The organism is Prauserella sediminis (genome assembly GCF_014195435.1).
In the GTDB taxonomy this organism is placed as follows: domain Bacteria; phylum Actinomycetota; class Actinomycetes; order Mycobacteriales; family Pseudonocardiaceae; genus Prauserella; species Prauserella salsuginis.
Genome location: NZ_JACIBS010000001.1, coordinates 168,088 through 185,036 on the forward strand (window position 1 = coordinate 168,088; position 16,949 = coordinate 185,036).

The window sequence follows — 16,949 nt, forward strand, 5'->3', positions numbered from 1 at the left end:
CTCACGGTGACGCGGGCGCACCACTCCGCTCCCCCGCGCCGCCGATGTCGGCGGCGCGGGCGCTCCAGGTGTCGCACGCGGCGACCGAGTCGCCGGTGAATCCGGTGGAGGCCCACTGCTGTTGCAGGCGGGCACCGCCGTGGCTCTCGACGCCACTCCAATCGGCGAAGTCCTGCACGGCGACCTCGGGACCGCGGCTCGGATCCCCCAACCCGGTGTCGCGCGCGGCGTCGAGGAACAGACCCGCGAAGCAGGTCGCCTGCAGTTCGAACCGCCTGCCCACTTCGCTCTCCGCCGCCGCGCCCACATCGGACATCGCATTGCCCGCCTCGGTGAACACACCGGTGAGCGCCTGAATGTGGTGGCCGTATTCGTGCGCGAGCGTGGCGAGGAACGCGGGCTCGTCCGTGCCGCCGACGGCCGTGGCCAGCCGGGAGTACGGCAGATGGATCGTGTGGTCGGCGTCGCAGTACAGGCCGAGCGCACGGTCGGCGGGCGGCAGTTCGCCGCATTCGGTCGTGCGGACGTCGGCGACGTCGACGGACGCAGGCCGGTGCTCGACCCCCATGCGATCGAGCACCGGCCGCCACGCGCGGTCGAGACAGTCGAGCACGTCGCGGTAGTAGGCACGGGCGGCGTCGCGGCCCTGTCGCAGGTCGGCGGGGTCGCAGTCGACGGTGGCCAGTTGCGCCCCGCTGTCGCGCAGCGCGGTCGCAGCCGAGTCCGGAGCGCTCGGATCGGCAGCGGGCGTGATGTCCGACGCCGTGTCGCCGTCACCCGCGGCGAGGTCGCTGACGACGACCACGGCGGCCAGCATCAGCAGGGCCGCCGCCACCGCGATCGCCACGGGCAGCCAGCGCGACCGCGTACCGCGCGCGGATGCGGGCTCGGGGTGGTCCGCACCGGCGCGTCCGGTGCTGGTGTCGTCGGGGTCCACGGACAACCTCGGGTCGGGGTGAGGCCGTCGGGGGAAACGGCCGGGGCGCCGTCGAGCGTAACCCGTCGCGCGCGGTTGTCCGGTCCATGCGCAGCGGCCGCGCCCGATGCGGCGGCCTCACCCCGGGACCGGTCGCCGCGGTGACCGTCAGGGCCGACGTTCAGACGTCGTCGTCGGCCGCGCCGGACGAGACGTCGCGCACCCGCTGTTCGAGGCCCGCGATGATCAGATCCAGGCCGTAGCCGTAGTCGGCGTCGAGTCCGTGGTCGACCTCGGCGCCTTCCCTCGAGGTGGCTGCGGGTTCGGTGTCCAGGAAGTGGCCCGCCTGCAGCACGGGCGCCAGGTGCGGGAACCGCTCCGGCGTGATGACCTCGCCGAGCAGGTCCAGGCCCTCCCGCGACACCGCCACGGTGCCCTCGTCGGCGAGGCTCAGTTCCAGCTCCACAGTGGACGTCACGTGCTGGGACACCATCAGGATGACGCCGACCTTCTCCTCGTCGTCGAGCGGCAGCTCCCGCAGCGCGGCGAGGCCCAGATCGGCCACGCGCACGCTGTTCGGCATCAGCACCGAGATCTGACCGCGGGGAATTCCCAGTACCCACGGGTGGCCGCGGAAGCCGTCACGCACGAGACCGGCCCAGGCCCGGAGCGCCTCACGCCAGTCGCCGGGCAGGGTGACCTGCTCCGGCACGGCGAGTGCGGCGTCCTGCATCAGGCGCAGCAGTTCGTCCTTGCCGGAGACGTACCGGTAGAGCGACATCGTCGTGAACCCGAGCGACTTCGCCACCGCCTGCATGGTGACCGCGGCCAGCCCTTCGGTGTCGGCGATCTCGATGGCGGCGGCCACGATCCGTTCGTGACTCAGTCCGCGGTTCGGGCCGCGTTGGGGCACCTCCTGCATACCCCAGGCGACGGTGACGGGTCGCGGCAGTCCGGTCTCGGTGGGTTCGACCATGCCGCGCATCTTCTCATCACCGATACCACCGGCCGCCACGAGTGTACGTAATAAACAGTGTATGACATACTCGGTGTATGGCATACACAGATCCGGCGTACACCGATACGCCACTCCTCCGGATCAGGGGGCTGTCGAAGAGCTACGGCCGGCACCGCGTGCTGACCGACCTGGACCTGACGCTGCCGCCCGGCGTCCACGCCCTGCTCGGCCCCAACGGCTCGGGCAAGACGACCCTGGTCAACATCCTCTCGACCCTCCTCCCCTACGACTCGGGCGAGGTCCGGGTGCTCGGCCTTGACCCGCGGCGGGACCGGAAAACCCTCCAGGGCCTCATCTCGCTGACCGGGCAGTACGCAGCCGTGGACGAGAAGCTCAGCGGCACCGAGAACATGCTCATGATGGGCCAGCTCTTCGGGCTCTCCCGCCGCGATGCCCAGCGACGCGCCGACGACCTGCTGGAGCGGTTCGAACTGAGCACGGCAGCGCACGCACGCGTCGCGACCTACTCCGGCGGCATGCGCCGCAAGTTGGACATCGCGGCCGGACTGATCGCACACCCGCAGCTGATCTTCCTGGACGAGCCCACGACCGGGCTGGACACACGGAGCAGGCAGGCCCTCTGGGACGAGATCACCGCACTGGCCGATTCCGGGGCCTCGGTCTTCCTCACCACGCAGTACCTCGAAGAGGCGGACGCGCTCGCGGAGCGCATCGTGGTGCTCCACGAAGGCAACATCGTCGCCGACGGCACCGCGGCGCAGCTGAAAGGCCGGATCGGCGGGTCGACCATCCAGCTCCACGACGACGCGGGCCACATCCTCGAGGAGATCCCCACCCGCGGGTCGGCGATCGACGTCGCCCGCCACCTCGACACCGTCGCGCGCACTCGGCCCGACGTGGACGTGACCGTCCGCCGCCCCACCCTCGACGAGGTGTTTCTCGAACTCACCGGCGAACAGGCCGGCGCCCCAGATCAGAAAGACGCGGACCGGGAAGAGGTGGCGGCATGACCACGACGACACCACCGAGAGAGGTGCAGGCCGCGTCCCCCGGCAACGGCGCCGGAGCGTTGACCGGGCTGCGCGTGTTCACCGGCCGCAGCCTGAAGCACTCGTTCCGGGACACCGAGTCGCTGCTGATGGCGATCCTGCTCCCGGTGATGCTCATGCTGATCTTCGTGTTCATCTTCGGCGAGTCCATCGCCGCGGGGCAGGGCGGCGACCGCAGCGACTACCTGGCGTACGTACTGCCCGCCGTCGCCCTCACGGCCGCCGGTTTCGGCGCGTCGTACACCGCCGTCGTCGTCTCCAACGACATGACGACCGGGTTCATGAACCGGCTGCGCACGATGCCGTTCCCCGCGGTGACGGTGCTGCTGGGGCACACCGCGGCGTCGATGGTGCGCAATCTGCTGGCCACCGGAGTGGTGCTGGCCATCGCCTTCGGCCTGGGGTTCCGCACCGAGGCGGGTATCGCCGAGTTCGCGGGCGCGGTCGGGCTCATGGCGCTGTGGATCCTGGTGATCACCGTGGTCTTCGCCGTGTTGGGCATGGTGGCCGGGTCGGCGGAGGCCGCGAGCGGCTACGGCTTCGTGCTGCTGTTCCTGCCCTACGTCTCCTCGGGTTTCGCGCCGGTGGAGACGATGCCCGGATGGTTGCAGGGCTTCGCGGGTCATCAACCGATGACGCCGATCATCGACGCCTCCCGCGTCCTGCTCAGCGGCGGGAATCCGGGCGACGAATGGTGGATCGGCCTCCTCTGGTGCGGTGGGTTCATCGCCGTCGCGGTGTGGCTCGCCGCCGTGCTCTTCCCCAGGAAGATCGCCCGCTGACACCGGCCACGGCGTGCCAAAGCGGCAATGCCACTCCGTCGATGCCACAGCGGCAATGCCACTCCGTCGATGCCACAGCGTCGATGCCGCCATGCCGCGTTCGCGGCGGTGAGGCTGACCGGATCGTGCACCCGACCGGCCTGATCGTGCCTTCCGCCGTGACGCGGGCCGCACCAGACTCGCAGGCATGAACGGATCCGGGAATCGCGCGCTGTTGGTCGTCGACGTGCAGGAGTCGTTCCGGCGGCACGAGCTGTGGCCGACGATCTCGAATCCCGACATCGTCGCGCCCGTGTCCACGCTGGTCGAGCACGCGAGGGCCGAGGGGGACCAGGTCGTGTGGGTGCTGCACACCGAACCGGGGACCGGCAACGTCTTCGACCCTTCGAGCGGGCACGTCCGTCCGATGGCGGACCTGACACCGGCCGGGGACGAGCCGGTGTTGACCAAGACGGCACACAACGCGTTCACCACGACCGGTCTCGATCGGATCCTGACCCGCCTGGGAGTGCGGGAGCTCGCGGTGTGCGGCATCCGGACCGAGCAATGCTGTGAGACGACCGCGCGGATCGCTGCCGACCTGGGCTACGACGTCGACTTCGTCACAGACGCCACGGCGACCAATCCGGTCGCGCACCGCGACGCTCCAGCAGGGCGCTCGGTCGGCGAGCTCCTCGCCGACCCGCGCACCCTGCAGACCGGCGAGATCATCGCGCGCACCGAGTACGCGTTGTCCGGACGGTTCGCCACGATCCGCAGCGTCGCCGAGGTGACCGGTCCGGGCTGACCGGCGTAGGCTGACCGGATCGTGCGTGTCGTGTTCGTGCTCCTGCCGCAGCTGCACCTGCTGGACCTCGCGGGACCGGCGCAGGTGTTCTCCACCGCAGCCGAGCTCGGCTGCGACCACGCGTTGCACTACGTGGCCCAGCCCGCCTGGTCCCGCGACGACGGCGGGGACGTCCACAGCGCCCAGGGCTTGCCGTTGCGGGCCGAGACCGCGTGGCCCGGCCTCGACGCCGGGGACCTCGTCGTGGTGCCGGGATCGCGCATCGGCCGGCCACCCGGCTGGCCTGCGGTGCACCCGGAGACGGCCGAACGGCTGCGGCGGCACCACGGCGGCGGCGGCACGGTCGCGAGCGTGTGTTCCGGAGCCGACGCGCTCGGGCGTGCGGGGCTGCTCGACGGGCGCCGCTGCACGACGCACCACGAGTTGCAGGACGAGCTCGCGCGGCGTTACCCGACTGCCCGCGTGGTGCGGGACGTGCTGTTCGTGACCGACGGGCGGGTCGTGACGTCGGCGGGCGTCGCGAGCGGTATCGACCTGGCGCTGCACCTGCTCGCGACCCGGGAGGGTCCCGGCGTCGCGGCGCGGGTGGCGCGCGAGATGGTCGTCTACGCCCGCAGGAACGGCGATCAGCACCAGGAGAGCGTGATGCTGCGGCACCGCGGGCATCTCGACGATGCGGTGCACCGGGTGGAGGACGTGATCGACGCGCGGTTCACCGAGTCGCTCCCGCTGGCCACCCTCGCCGAGGCGGCGCGCTGCAGCCAGCGCACGGTGACCAGGCTGTTCGTACGCGCCACCGGGTTGACGCCGCTGCGATACCAGCACGCGCTCCGGCTGGAACGCGCCGACCACCTGCTCAATCAGGGGGCGACCGCAGAGGCCGCCGCCCACGCGGTCGGGTTCGCCGATGCCCGCATGCTGCGCCGCATCCGCACGCAGGCGGCGCACGGCGACGACACGGCAACGGTCGCGGACGCACCTCCGCACGCGTGAGGAGCGATTCCGGCAGGCCCCGAAGGTGTCGCCGGTTCCCTCAGCTGCCGCGCGGTGCTGCCGCGCTGCCTTCCGACCGGGCACACCCTGACCGTGCACGGCGCGACAGACCGGCCAGCCGTTCACGCAGACCCACGGGGGACCGCATGACGTCCGCGCTCACACCACAGGCTTGCTACGACGTCGCCACCGTCGACGACACAAACGAGCTGCTGCGCGTCATGGCCCAGGCCGGACATCGCCCGGCCCGACGACGCGGGCGTGCGGTTCGACCTCGCGCCGACGACCGGATGCTCATCGTGGGCATCCGCGGCGACCGCGGATGCCTCGTGTGGGCCGACTGGGACACCATGCTCGTTCCCGCCGATGGCGTGAACACCGAGCCGATCGACTACTTCACGTGGGACGGCCACCACCACCCGCAGGAGGCAGGCGCCGAGGCGCCCGTCGAGACGATGCACCGCGTCGTAGGCGAGTTCGTCGTAACCGGTCAGCGGCCGACCTGCATACAGTGGGCCGAAGACCGGTCGTGACAACGGGATCAACGACTCCCGTTGTCACGCATGGGGCGAAGTTATCGAGTCGCGGTGCGTTCGTGCACGCAGCAAACGCAGCCCCGAATCAGCGTTTCCGCTGGTCAAATATGGTGGGCACAGCTGGGTTCGAACCAGCGACCCCCTGCTTGTAAGGCAGGTGCTCTTCCGCTGAGCTATGCGCCCGTCACGGGTGGCGGCGCCTGCGGCACCGGCCACCCGACAACCTCGTCAGCCGAGCTCCGAGACGGCCTTCTTCCAGGCCTCCTGGTCACGCGGCTCGCCGGGCTGGTTCACCTCGGCGTACTTGACGACGCCTTCCTTGTCGATCAGGAAGGTACCGCGCACCGCGAGACCGGCCTGGTCGTTGAACACGCCGTACTTCGTGGCGACCTCGCCGTGCGGCCAGAAGTCCGACAGCAGCGGGAACTGGTAGCCCTGCTGCTCGGCCCACGCCTTGAGCGAGAACGGGGTGTCCACCGAGACGCCGAGAACCTGCACGCCCTCGTTGTCGTAGTCGGCGAACTCGTCACGGAGCTGGCAGAGCTCACCCTGGCAGATGCCGCTGAACGCGAACGGGTAGAAGACCAGCAGTACCGGCTTGTCCCCGCGGAACGACGACAGGGTGACTTCCTGCTTGTTGTAGTCGTTCAGCGTGAAGTCCGGGGCCTGCGAACCGACCTCGACCGCCATAGGAGATTCCTCTCGCGCGCGTGCTCGTCCGGCCCGCCGAGACCCGGCGCGGCCGCATGTGCCCGTCCACCCTAACGCGACCCGACAGGGCCACAGCGGGCGCCGGTGATCTACGGCGGATGATCTCAGCGACGGGACGTGGACCGCGGCACGAGCCGCGTCGCCGTCCAGCCGTCCCCGACCGACAGGTTGGAGGTCTGCGACAGGCCCACGGTCGGCACGGCCTCCGCGATCTCGCTGGGCTCGACGTGACCCGCCTCCCCGGTCTTCGGGGTCAGCACCCACACGACGCCCTCGTCGTCGAGGGGCGCCCTGGCGTCGACGAGGGCGTCGCCGAGGTCGCCGTCGCCGTCCCGCCACCACAGCAGAACCACGTCGATCACCTCGTCCGCATCCTCGTCGAGCAGTTCCGCACCGGTGTGCTCCTCGATGGCCGCGCGCAGGTCGTCGTCGACGTCCTCGTCCCAGCCGATCTCCTGGACCACCATGTCCGGCTTGATGCCAAGCCTCTCGGCGACGCTGTGCTGATCAGCGTCTCCCGCGGCGACCACGACTTCAATCCTCCAACGAACGACGATGCGCGACCGGCGGATTCCGGCCGCACTGCTTACACGGTTGGGTCAAGCGAACACTGAGCGCGGCTCCGATGCAACCGTCCACACCGGATCTGGCCCGTCGCCTGTGCCCAGCATCGCACGCCGGCGCGGCCGCAGTCCTGCCGGAACCCGGAGTTGACGCGCGCGCACGCGCGCGCGTAGAAGAGGCATGGAACCGACTCGACACACGCCGCGAGCGCGGCGGGTCTAGGGTGGGCTCACCGGTCCCCGACAGGGGACTGACCGGGGCCGATGACCGGGAAACCGCCGCGTCAGCGTTACCGCCGAGTAGCGATGACAAGGCTCGTGGATGCGACGACCATGTCCCTCGAACGGCCCACACCGGGTCACCGCACCGAATCCGTGCCCGGCTCGCCGGACCGCGCCGAACACCCGCGCGCATCCGGCGGCCGGACCTCGGACGAGGCGCGTCCCGAACAACCGCAGTGACAACAGTGACGAGAAGCTGGAAACAACAGCGACGACTGGCGAGGAGACCCCTTGGCCCCGCAGAACGACAAGGCCGGGCGCGACGACACCGGCCAGGGCAACCCGGCGCGCGTCCACGTGATCCGCAACGGCCTGGCGGCACACCTGCCCGACATCGACCCGGAGGAGACGGGCGAATGGCTCGACTCCTTCGACGCAGCGCTGGCCACCGGCGGCATGCAGCGCGCCCGGTACCTGCTGCTGCGGGTACTGGAACGGGCACGGGAGCGCAACGTCGGCGTCGCTCCGCTCACCGAGACGGACTACGTCAACAGCATCCCCACCGAGAACGAGCCGTGGTTCCCCGGCGACGAGGAGCTCGAGCGCCGCTACCGCGCCTACATCCGGTGGAACGCGGCCGTCATGGTGCACCGGGCGCAACGCCCCGGCGTCGGCGTGGGCGGGCACATCTCCACGTACGCCTCGTCGGCGGCGTTGTACGAGGTGGGCTTCAACCACTTCTTCCGGGGCAAGGACCACTCGGGCGGCGGTGACCACGTCTTCATCCAGGGCCACGCCTCCCCCGGCATCTACGCCCGCGCCTTCCTCGAAGGCAGGCTCACCGCCGACCAGATGGACGGCTTCCGCCAGGAGTTCTCCCACGCAGGTGAGGGCGGCGGCCTGCCGTCGTACCCGCACCCGCGGCTGATGCCCGAGTTCTGGGAGTACCCGACGGTGTCGATGGGCCTCGGCCCGATGAACGCCGTCTACCAGGCGCGATTCAACCGCTACCTGCACGCCCGCGGCATCAAGGACACCAGCGACCAGCACGTGTGGGCGTTCCTCGGCGACGGCGAGATGGACGAGCCGGAATCACGCGGCCTCATCCACGTCGCCGCGGGCGAGGGCCTCGACAACCTGACCTTCGTCATCAACTGCAACCTGCAGCGCCTCGACGGTCCGGTCCGCGGCAACGGCAAGATCATCCAGGAGCTGGAGGCCTACTTCCGCGGTGCGGGCTGGAACGTCATCAAGGTCGTCTGGGGCCGCGAGTGGGACGCGCTGCTGCACGGCGACCGCGACGGCGCGCTGGTCAACCTCATGAACGTCACCCCTGACGGTGACTTCCAGACGTACAAGGCCAACGACGGCGCCTACGTCCGCGAGCACTTCTTCGGCCGCGACCCGCGCACGAAGGACCTCGTCAAGGACCTCTCCGACGCCGACATCTGGAACCTCAAGCGCGGCGGGCACGACTACCGCAAGGTGTACGCGGCCTACAAGGCGGCGATGGAGCACCACGGCCAGCCGACCGTGATCCTCGCCCACACGATCAAGGGCTACGGCCTGGGCCCGGCGTTCGAGGGCCGCAACGCCACGCACCAGATGAAGAAGCTGACCCTCGACGACCTCAAGACGTTCCGGGACGCCCAGCGCATCCCGATCAGCGACGAGGAACTCGAGCGCGACCCGAAACTGCCGCCGTACTACCACCCGGGTGAGAACTCGCCCGAGATCGAGTACATGCAGGGCCGCCGCAAGACCCTCGGCGGTTACGTGCCGGAGCGCCGTCCCGCCCGCGCCAAGCCGCTCACGCTGCCTGGCGACAAGGTCTACGACACGATCCGGAAGGGGTCGGGCAAACAGGAGGTCGCCACGACGATGGCGTTCGTCCGGCTCGTGCGCGAGCTGGCCAAGGACGCCGAGCTCGGCCAGCGCATCGTGCCGATCATCCCTGATGAGGCGCGCACCTTCGGCCTCGACTCGATGTTCCCCACGAACAAGATCTACAACCCGCACGGGCAGACCTACACCTCGGTCGACGCGCAGCTGATGCTGGCCTACAAGGAGTCCGAGCAGGGTCAGCTGCTGCACGAGGGCATCAACGAGGCGGGCTCCACGGCGTCGTTCACGGCGATCGGCACGTCCTACGCCACGCACGGCGAGCCGATGATCCCGATCTACATCTTCTACTCGATGTTCGGGTTCCAGCGCACCGGCGACGGCCTGTACGCCGCGGCCGACCAGATGGCGCGCGGCTTCGTGCTGGGCGCCACCGCGGGCCGCACCACCCTCACGGGTGAGGGCCTGCAGCACGCCGACGGCCACTCCATCCTGCTGTCGGCCACGAACCCGGCCGCGGTGACGTACGACCCCGCGTGGTCGTTCGAGATCGCCCACATCGTCAAGGACGGCCTGCGCCGCATGTACGGCGAGACCGGCCCCGACGGCAACGGCGAGAACGTCTTCTACTACCTCACCATCTACAACGAGCCGTACCAGCAGCCGGCCGAGCCGGAGGGGCTCGACGTGGACGGCCTGCTCAAGGGCCTGTACCGCTACGCCGAGGCACCGGCGGGCAACGGTCCGGAGGCGCAGATCCTGGTCTCCGGCGTGACGATGCCCGACGCGCTGCGGGCGCAGCAGATGCTGCTCGACGAGTGGGGCGTGCGCGCCGCGGTGTGGTCGGCCACGTCGTGGACGGAGCTGCGCCGCGACGCCGTGGACGTGGACCGGGACAACTTCCTGAACCCGGGCGAGACGCCGGGTGTGCCGTACGTGACCGAGGCGCTGCAGGGCGCGGACGGTCCGTTCGTGGCGGTGTCCGACTGGATGCGGGCGGTGCCGGACCTGATCCGCCCGTGGGTGCCCGGCGACATGCTCACGCTCGGTACCGACGGCTTCGGCTTCTCCGACACGCGCCCGGCGGCGCGCCGCCACTTCCTGGTCGACGCCGAGTCGATCACAGTCGGCGTGCTCACGGCGTTGGCGAAGCAGGGCGCGGTCGACCAGGCCACGGTGTCCCGTGCGGCACAGCAGTATCGGATCGACGACGTCGGCGCGGCCGGACCGCAGACGTCCGACTCCGGTGTGGCCTGATCTCCGCAGGAGTTTCCGGACGAAAAGGATGACGCCCACCACTGAAAGTGAGGCCATCGCGCGGGCGGTTTCGCCGTTCGCGTGAGGTCGTTCCACGAACGAGTGAGGCCCCTGGCCAGCAACGATCTCGCCGGTCCATAGTGGAATCACCGGTGGGGACCGGGGAGAACGAAACCGCCCGATGCAGCGATTCATCGCCGCATCGGGCGGTTTCGCATGATCTGCAGGTTTCGCGGGCCCGCCGGATTTGCATGGTCTGCCGGATTTGCAGGGTCTGCCGGTTTCGCGGGTCTACCGGATTTGCAGGGTCTGCCGGTTTCGCGGGCCTGCCGGTTTCGCAGGGTCGCAGGGTCTGCCGGTTTCGCAGAGCACACCGGGGTCGCCGCACCGCAGGGCCGGCCGGGGCCACCACGCCGACCGGTGCCCGGCGACCCCGAGGGGCGCGACCGCTCCGCCGTGGCCGCCCCTGCGGGCGCGACCGGCTCGGCGGGTGCCGCTCCGCCGTGGCCGCTCCGACCGCGGGCGACGTACGATCGCAGGCAAATGACCTCCGACGATCCCCGGCGCACCCGGTCGAACAGGGGCGCGAGAACGGCGTCCCCGACCACCCCCAAGGCCTCGACGGGGCCGACACCCGCGAAGGCCGGAAAAGCCTCACGCGCCAAGTCCCCGACCCCGGCGAACCCGACCCCGACCGACGCGACTCCGGCCGACGCGACCCCGGCGTCGTCGCCCGATCCGGAACCAGGCATCACGGGGATGCCGAACCGGCTGTCGGCCCGGACGCTGCGCGAGCTGGAGCGCGCCTCGGGCAGCCTCGCCAAGGCCAGCGTCGCCGCCATGGAGGAGCGGCTGTCCTGGTTCAGCAGGCTGCCCGCCGACCAGCGCGCCAGCGTCCTGCTCATCACCCAGACCGGCGCTGCGGGGTTCGTCCGCTGGCTACGGGACCCCGAACACGCCCTGGAACTGACGACCGAAGCGTTCCGCGCCGCCCCGCGCGACCTCTCGCGCTGGATCAGCCTGCGCCAGACCGTCGGGCTGGTACGGCTGGCGATCGAGGTCTTCGAACAGCAGCTGCCCGATTTCGCCGCGGACGAGGCGGAGAACGCCGCGCTCGTCGAAGGCATCCTGCGCTACGGCCGCGAGGTGGCGTTCGCCGCCGCGAGCTCCTACGCCGCGGCCGCGGAGGCCCGGGGCGCGTGGGACGCCCGCCTGGAGGCGCTCGTCGTCGACGGCATCGTGCGCGGCGACGCCGAGGAGTCGGTGCTCTCACGCGCTGCCGCGCTCGGCTGGGACCCCGCGGCCAGTGCGACGGTGATGGTCGGCACGTCGCCGTCGGACGATCCACCGACCGTCGTGTTCGAAGTGCGCAGCCGGGCCGCGCGCGCCGGTTGTCCCGTCCTGCTGGGGGTACAGGGCACCCGGCTCGTCGTGGTGGCGGGCGGCGCGGACGACGAGCAGGCCCGCGACGGCGCCCTGTTGGACACCCTGGCGGCGGCGTTCGGCGACGGGCCGATCGTCGCGGGACCGACGGTCGCAGGCCTGGGCGAGGCACACGCCAGCGCCGCCGAAGCCCTGTCGGCCATGCGCGCGGTCGTCGCGTGGCCCGGCGCGCCGCGTCCGGTGCGCTCGGTCGACCTGCTGCCCGAACGCGCCCTCGCGGGTGACCCGTCCGCGGAACGGCGGCTCGTCGACGAGATCGCCAAGCCACTGGAGGAGGCGGGCCCCGCGCTGCTGGCCACCGTCGAGGGATATCTGGAGACCGGCGGTGTCCTCGAGATGTGCGCCCGCCAGCTGTTCGTGCACCCGAACACGGTGCGCTACCGGCTGCGCAAGGCCGCCGAACTGACCGGCCGCAACGCCGCCGATCCTCGGGATGCACTCGTATTGCGCGTGGCGCTGGCCGCGAGCAGGCTCGCCGGTGCCCGCAGCCAGTGGTGACCGCCCACCGTCCCGCCGGGTGCCGTGACAACGATCACGATCATGCCCCGGACCACGATCGAACTGCGCAGAACCGACAAGGTGATCTCGCAGGACAACGGCGGACGCAGAAAACGTTTGTAGGCTTCCCACAACCGAGGCGGCCCGAGTTCGTGAAGCGTCGGCATCCCCGCACCGACCCGCCAGCGTGTTGTCTGGTGACGTGATCGCGCTGCTATGCCCGGGCCAGGGTGCGCAATCCCCTGGCATGCTCAACGACTGGCTCGAACTCGACGGTGCCCGCCGGCGGCTACAGGAGTGGTCCGAGAGGACAGGCCTCGACCTCGTCCACCTCGGCACCGAGGCCGGCGCCGAGGAGATCCGCGACACCGCGATCACCCAGCCGCTGACCGTGGCCGCCTCGCTGCTGGCCGCCGAGTACCTGCCCGAGACACCCTCCGACGCGCCCGTGGCCGGCCACTCGGTGGGTGAGCTGGCCGCCGCCGCGATCGCCGGTGTGTTCCCCGCGGAGGAGGCCGTCGCGCTGGCGGCCGCACGCGGCGCCGCGATGGCCAAGGCCTGCGCGCTCGAGCCCACCAGCATGGCGGCCGTCATGCTGGGCGACCCGGACGAGGTCGTCGCCTGGCTGGCCGACCACGACCTCGCAGCGGCCAACCGCAACGGGGCGGGCCAGATCGTGGCGTCCGGCTCGGCCGAGGCGATCGAGGCGATCGTCGCCGAGCCGATGGCGGGCACGAAGGTGCGCCCGCTGCAGGTGGCCGGCGCGTTCCACACCCGGTACATGGCCCCGGCCGAGGAGACGCTGCGGGAGCACGTCGCGAGCCTCTCCCCCGCCGACCCCACCCGGCCGCTGCTGTCGAACGCCGACGGCGCCGTCGTCATCGACGGCGCCGAGTACCTGGACCGCCTCGTCGCGCAGGTCACGAAACCGGTGCGGTGGGACCTGACGATGCAGGGCCTCACCGGCCTCGGCGTAACCGCCACCGCGGAACTGCCGCCCGCGGGGACGCTGAGCGGTCTCGTCCGCCGCGAACTCAAGGGCACCGTCACCTCCACGGTCGCACTCAAGAAGCCCGGTGATATCGACGACGTGGACCCCGCCGCATGAGCGCGCTGACCCTCCGGCAGGGACCCGCCGCGACCCGCGTACTCGGCATCGGCAGCACGCAGCCCGACCGGGCGGTGACCAACGACGAGCTCGCGCAGCACATGGACACCAGCGACCAGTGGATCCGCGAGCGCGTCGGCATCGTGGAACGCCGCTTCGCGAGCGAGGACGAGCGACTGGTCGACATGGCCGTCACCGCGGGAGCGAAGGCGCTCGCCGACGCGGGCACGGACCCCTCCGAGGTCGACACGGTCATCCTGCCGAACTGCACGATGCCCTCCCCCATCCCCAACGCGGCCGCTCAGGTAGCCGACCGGATCGGGATCGCGGGTGCCGGCGCGTTCGACATCAACGCCGCGTGCGCCGGGTTCTGCTACGGGCTGGCGCTCGCCTCCGACCTGATCCGCGGCGGTTCGGCAGGCAAGGTCCTGGTCATCGGCGCCGAGAAGCTCACCGACGTCGTCGACCCGGCCGACCGCTCGACGGCGATCATCTTCGCCGACGGTGCGGGTGCGGCGCTGGTCGGACCGTCGGACGAACCGGGCATCGGACCGGTGTCGTGGGGCAGCGCGGGCGACCAGGTCGACATGATCTACATGCGCGAACACAAGTACCTGTTCCAGGAGGGACAGTCGGTGTTCCGCTGGGCGACCACGCAGATCGCCCCCGTCGCGACGGAGGCCGTCGAGCGTGCGGGCCTCGCGCTATCCGATGTGGACGTGCTGATCCCGCATCAGGCCAACCTGCGCATCGTCGAGTCGATCGCCAAGCGGCTGCGGGCCCAGGGGGCGCGCGATGACATGGTGGTCGCCGACGACATCCGCTACTCCGGCAACACCTCGTCGGCGTCGATCCCCCTCGCGCTCGACCACATGCGCGCGGCGGGCACCGTCTCGTCGGGCGACGTCGTACTGGCCGTCGGTTTCGGCGCCGGTCTGTCGTATGCGGGACAGGTCCTCATCTGCCCTTAACCCGAAACGCGGACGACGAAGCGGCCTGGTCCGTTAGTGTTCGTCCCGACCATCTATCCACAAGCAACGAAAGGAACACCAAAGTGGCTGACAAGACGGAGCTGCTGACCGGACTCGCCGAGATCGTCGAGGAGGTCGCCGGTGTCGCCAAGGACGACGTGACCGCCGAGAAGTCGTTCGTGGACGACCTCGACATCGACTCGCTGTCCATGGTCGAGATCGCCGTGCAGGCCGAGGACCGTTTCGGCGTGAAGATCCCGGACGACGAACTCGCGAACCTGAAGACGGTCGGCGACGCCGTGGACTACGTCGCCGCCAACTCCAAGTAAACGCCACTCGGCCGGCTACCTCGGGGAGACCCCACATGAGCAACACCGACGTCGTGATCACCGGTATCGGTGCGACCACGCCGCTCGGACCGGATGTGACGTCCACTTGGGACGGTCTGCTCGCCGGGCGCAGCGGCGTTCGCGCCCTCGAGACGGACTGGGCGGAGACCTACGATCTCCCGGTCCGCATCGGCGCCACCCTCGCCGAGGAGCCGACCGAGAAGATCCCGCGCGTGCGGGCCCGGCGGCTCGATCGCTGTGAGCAGGTCGCGCTCATCGCGGCGTGGCAGGCCTGGGAGGACGCAGGGTTCGCCCTGCCGTCCGACGACGGCGAGGACGTCGAACCGGAACGGCTCGGCGTGTCGATCGGGACCGGCATCGGCGGTCCGGTGACGCTGCTCGAGCAGGACGACAACCTCGAACAGCACGGCATGCGGAAGGTGTCGCCGCTGACCGTGCCGATGCTGATGCCGAACGGGCCCGCCGCTCATGTCGGCATCGAGCTCCGGGCCCGTGCCGGCGTGCATTCGCCCGCGTCGGCGTGCGCGTCGGGCGCGGAAGGTATCGCGAAGGCCTTCGACATGATCCGCTCCGGCAAGGCCGACGTGGTGGTCGCCGGTGGCGCCGAGGCGTGCATCCACCCGATCACGATCGCGGGGTTCGCACAGGCGCGCACCGTGTCGACCCGCAACGACGACCCGGAACACGCCTCACGGCCGTTCGACGTCGACCGCGACGGGTTCGTGCTCGGCGAGGGTGCGGGCGTCGTGGTGCTGGAGAGCGCGGCCCACGCCGAAGCGCGCGGAGCGCGCGTGTACGGCAAGGTCGCCGGCACCGGCATCACGTCGGACGCCTACCACATCACGGGCAACCACCCGGACGGCATCGGCCAGATCGCGGCGATGCGCGAGGCCATCGAGCACGCCGGCATCACCGCCCGCGACGTGGGGCACGTCAACGCGCACGCGACGTCGACGGTGGTCGGCGACGTCGGCGAGGCCGCAGCCATCCGTGCGGCGCTCGGCGACCATCCGGTGGTGACCGCGCCGAAGAGCGCGCTCGGCCACCTGGTCGGCGGTGCGGGCGCGGTCGAAGGCATCGCCACGCTGCTGTCGATCTACCACGGCATCGTGCCGGCGACCCTCAACCTCGGCGAGCTCGACCCGAAGGTGGAGCTCGACGTCGTCGCCGGCGAACCGCGCAAGGTGGAACTGTCGGCGGCGATCAGCAACTCGTTCGGCTTCGGCGGCCACAACACCGCGCTGCTGTTCACCACAGCCTGAACGGCGATGGTCTGAACACCGACTGTCGGCTCGGGCCAGTTGTCCGGAGGATTGCTGGTCCGAGCCGACAGCGCGCCCGCGTCAGCAGCGGGATTGTTCCGGCACCGTCCCCGGCGGGACCGTGCCGATCCGCCAATCCCCTTCCGCCTTTGTGAGCGGGAACGCCAGGCGCCAGCGGATGCAGTCGGACTGCAGATCATCCGGCGCGTCCGCGGCGTCCTGCACGCTTGTGAAGCCGAGCAGCGCCGTCAGCCCGTCGTCGGGTGCGGCTTCGATCCGATACACCCGGATACTGCCGTCCTGGGTGCTGCGGTAGTTCTCCCGCCACTCCTGTTCGCTCTGCAGCGCGGCGCGTTCGGCGACGACCGTCGTGACCCACAGGTCGTAGTCACGCCGGTTGATGGCGTCGAAATAGTTCTGCAGCACACCACGCACGACCTTGGCGTCCGGATGGGCGGCCGCATCGCTCGTGAGCTGCACTCGCGTGGGGCCGGGCTGATCGGCCGGTTCCACCGAGTTCGGTGCGGCGGAAGTCGCCGGGGCCGCGGGCCGCGACGTCCGGGACGGCGACTGGTACACCTCCCGTGCGACGAGTCCGCCCCCGACAGTCAGCGCCACGACCGCGACGAGCACCGGCACCAGCCAGCGCCGGTGCGGTAGAGACGTGGTCGGCACCGGTC

17 protein-coding genes and 1 tRNA gene are annotated in these 16,949 nt (G+C 70.7%); 12 read left to right on the forward strand and 6 right to left on the reverse strand.

Annotated elements, in window-relative coordinates:
• Position 1 precedes the first annotated feature (1 nt).
• Complete coding sequence (locus FB384_RS00730; RefSeq protein ID WP_183778193.1) at positions 2–937, reverse strand: neutral zinc metallopeptidase; 936 nt, start codon at positions 935–937, stop codon at positions 2–4.
• A gap of 160 nt (positions 938–1,097) precedes the next feature.
• Positions 1,098–1,892: a TetR/AcrR family transcriptional regulator gene (locus FB384_RS00735; protein WP_183778195.1), complete on the reverse strand. Its 795-nt coding sequence runs from the start codon at positions 1,890–1,892 to the stop codon at positions 1,098–1,100.
• A gap of 77 nt (positions 1,893–1,969) precedes the next feature.
• Between FB384_RS00735 and FB384_RS00740 the strand changes: the two genes are divergently transcribed.
• From FB384_RS00740 to FB384_RS00760, 5 genes are all read left to right on the forward strand, one after another.
• Complete coding sequence (locus FB384_RS00740) at positions 1,970–2,905, forward strand: ATP-binding cassette domain-containing protein (protein WP_183778197.1); 936 nt, start codon at positions 1,970–1,972, stop codon at positions 2,903–2,905.
• Positions 2,902–3,726: an ABC transporter permease gene (locus FB384_RS00745; protein WP_183778199.1), complete on the forward strand. Its 825-nt coding sequence runs from the start codon at positions 2,902–2,904 to the stop codon at positions 3,724–3,726. The genes FB384_RS00740 and FB384_RS00745 overlap by 4 nt, the downstream gene beginning before the upstream one ends.
• Positions 3,727–3,913: 187 nt before the next feature.
• Positions 3,914–4,513, forward strand: coding sequence for a cysteine hydrolase family protein (locus FB384_RS00750; protein ID WP_183778201.1), 600 nt, complete (start codon positions 3,914–3,916; stop codon positions 4,511–4,513).
• A gap of 21 nt (positions 4,514–4,534) precedes the next feature.
• On the forward strand, positions 4,535–5,506 hold the full coding sequence (locus tag FB384_RS27240) for a GlxA family transcriptional regulator (protein ID WP_323985080.1): 972 nt from the start codon (positions 4,535–4,537) through the stop codon (positions 5,504–5,506).
• Between the two features lie 146 nt (positions 5,507–5,652).
• Positions 5,653–6,039, forward strand: a complete 387-nt coding sequence (locus FB384_RS00760; RefSeq protein ID WP_183778204.1) for an Imm1 family immunity protein — start codon at positions 5,653–5,655, stop codon at positions 6,037–6,039.
• A 111-nt stretch (positions 6,040–6,150) separates the two neighbouring features.
• On the opposite strand, the gene FB384_RS00765 is transcribed toward FB384_RS00760, so the two are convergent.
• The 3 genes from FB384_RS00765 to FB384_RS00775 all read right to left on the reverse strand — a co-directional run bounded on the left by FB384_RS00765 (position 6,151) and on the right by FB384_RS00775 (position 7,283).
• Positions 6,151–6,225, reverse strand: a tRNA-Val gene (locus FB384_RS00765).
• A 45-nt stretch (positions 6,226–6,270) separates the two neighbouring features.
• Positions 6,271–6,732, reverse strand: coding sequence for a peroxiredoxin (locus FB384_RS00770; RefSeq protein WP_183778206.1), 462 nt, complete (start codon positions 6,730–6,732; stop codon positions 6,271–6,273).
• A gap of 125 nt (positions 6,733–6,857) precedes the next feature.
• Positions 6,858–7,283, reverse strand: coding sequence for a DUF3052 domain-containing protein (locus FB384_RS00775; RefSeq protein ID WP_183778208.1), 426 nt, complete (start codon positions 7,281–7,283; stop codon positions 6,858–6,860).
• 339 nt (positions 7,284–7,622) lie between these two features.
• Here FB384_RS00775 and FB384_RS00780 point away from each other — a divergent pair, with 339 nt between their 5' ends.
• From FB384_RS00780 to FB384_RS00810, 7 genes are all read left to right on the forward strand, one after another.
• Positions 7,623–7,778: a hypothetical protein gene (locus FB384_RS00780; protein WP_183778210.1), complete on the forward strand. Its 156-nt coding sequence runs from the start codon at positions 7,623–7,625 to the stop codon at positions 7,776–7,778.
• A gap of 51 nt (positions 7,779–7,829) precedes the next feature.
• The gene (aceE, locus tag FB384_RS00785; protein ID WP_183778212.1) at positions 7,830–10,637 is read left to right on the forward strand and encodes a pyruvate dehydrogenase (acetyl-transferring), homodimeric type; all 2,808 of its coding nucleotides are present in this window, start codon (positions 7,830–7,832) and stop codon (positions 10,635–10,637) included.
• Positions 10,638–11,396: 759 nt separating this feature from the next.
• Positions 11,397–12,578 (forward strand): PucR family transcriptional regulator, encoded by a 1,182-nt coding sequence (locus FB384_RS00790; protein ID WP_183784753.1) that lies wholly within the window; start codon positions 11,397–11,399, stop codon positions 12,576–12,578.
• Positions 12,579–12,780: 202 nt separating this feature from the next.
• Positions 12,781–13,686 carry an ACP S-malonyltransferase gene (locus FB384_RS00795; RefSeq protein ID WP_183778214.1) on the forward strand — a complete coding sequence of 302 codons (906 nt, stop codon included), beginning with the start codon at positions 12,781–12,783 and terminating at the stop codon, positions 13,684–13,686.
• Entirely contained in the window at positions 13,683–14,657 is a 975-nt protein-coding gene (locus FB384_RS00800; RefSeq protein ID WP_183778216.1) for a beta-ketoacyl-ACP synthase III, read from the forward strand. The genes FB384_RS00795 and FB384_RS00800 overlap by 4 nt, the downstream gene beginning before the upstream one ends.
• A gap of 83 nt (positions 14,658–14,740) precedes the next feature.
• Positions 14,741–14,986: an acyl carrier protein gene (locus FB384_RS00805; protein ID WP_183655120.1), complete on the forward strand. Its 246-nt coding sequence runs from the start codon at positions 14,741–14,743 to the stop codon at positions 14,984–14,986.
• A gap of 35 nt (positions 14,987–15,021) precedes the next feature.
• Positions 15,022–16,269 carry a beta-ketoacyl-[acyl-carrier-protein] synthase family protein gene (locus FB384_RS00810; protein ID WP_183778218.1) on the forward strand — a complete coding sequence of 416 codons (1,248 nt, stop codon included), beginning with the start codon at positions 15,022–15,024 and terminating at the stop codon, positions 16,267–16,269.
• Positions 16,270–16,350: 81 nt separating this feature from the next.
• Here the strand turns inward: FB384_RS00810 and FB384_RS00815 are convergent, their stop codons facing one another.
• Positions 16,351–16,944, reverse strand: coding sequence for a hypothetical protein (locus FB384_RS00815; protein WP_323985081.1), 594 nt, complete (start codon positions 16,942–16,944; stop codon positions 16,351–16,353).
• Positions 16,945–16,949: the final 5 nt, after the last annotated feature.

Bases quoted from the DNA above. Each gene is read 5' to 3' on its own strand.
- FB384_RS00790 (WP_183784753.1), top strand. From the start codon at position 11,397: ATGCCGAACCGGCTGTCGGCCCGGACGCTGCGCGAGCTGGAGCGCGCC.
- FB384_RS00740 (WP_183778197.1), top strand. From the start codon at position 1,970: ATGGCATACACAGATCCGGCGTACACCGATACGCCACTCCTCCGGATC.
- FB384_RS00800 (WP_183778216.1), top strand. From the start codon at position 13,683: ATGAGCGCGCTGACCCTCCGGCAGGGACCCGCCGCGACCCGCGTACTC.
- FB384_RS00735 (WP_183778195.1), bottom strand. From the start codon at position 1,892: ATGGTCGAACCCACCGAGACCGGACTGCCGCGACCCGTCACCGTCGCC.
- FB384_RS00745 (WP_183778199.1), top strand. From the start codon at position 2,902: ATGACCACGACGACACCACCGAGAGAGGTGCAGGCCGCGTCCCCCGGC.
- FB384_RS00750 (WP_183778201.1), top strand. From the start codon at position 3,914: ATGAACGGATCCGGGAATCGCGCGCTGTTGGTCGTCGACGTGCAGGAG.
- FB384_RS00760 (WP_183778204.1), top strand. From the start codon at position 5,653: ATGACGTCCGCGCTCACACCACAGGCTTGCTACGACGTCGCCACCGTC.
- FB384_RS00780 (WP_183778210.1), top strand. From the start codon at position 7,623: ATGACAAGGCTCGTGGATGCGACGACCATGTCCCTCGAACGGCCCACA.
- FB384_RS00770 (WP_183778206.1), bottom strand. From the start codon at position 6,732: ATGGCGGTCGAGGTCGGTTCGCAGGCCCCGGACTTCACGCTGAACGAC.
- FB384_RS00810 (WP_183778218.1), top strand. From the start codon at position 15,022: ATGAGCAACACCGACGTCGTGATCACCGGTATCGGTGCGACCACGCCG.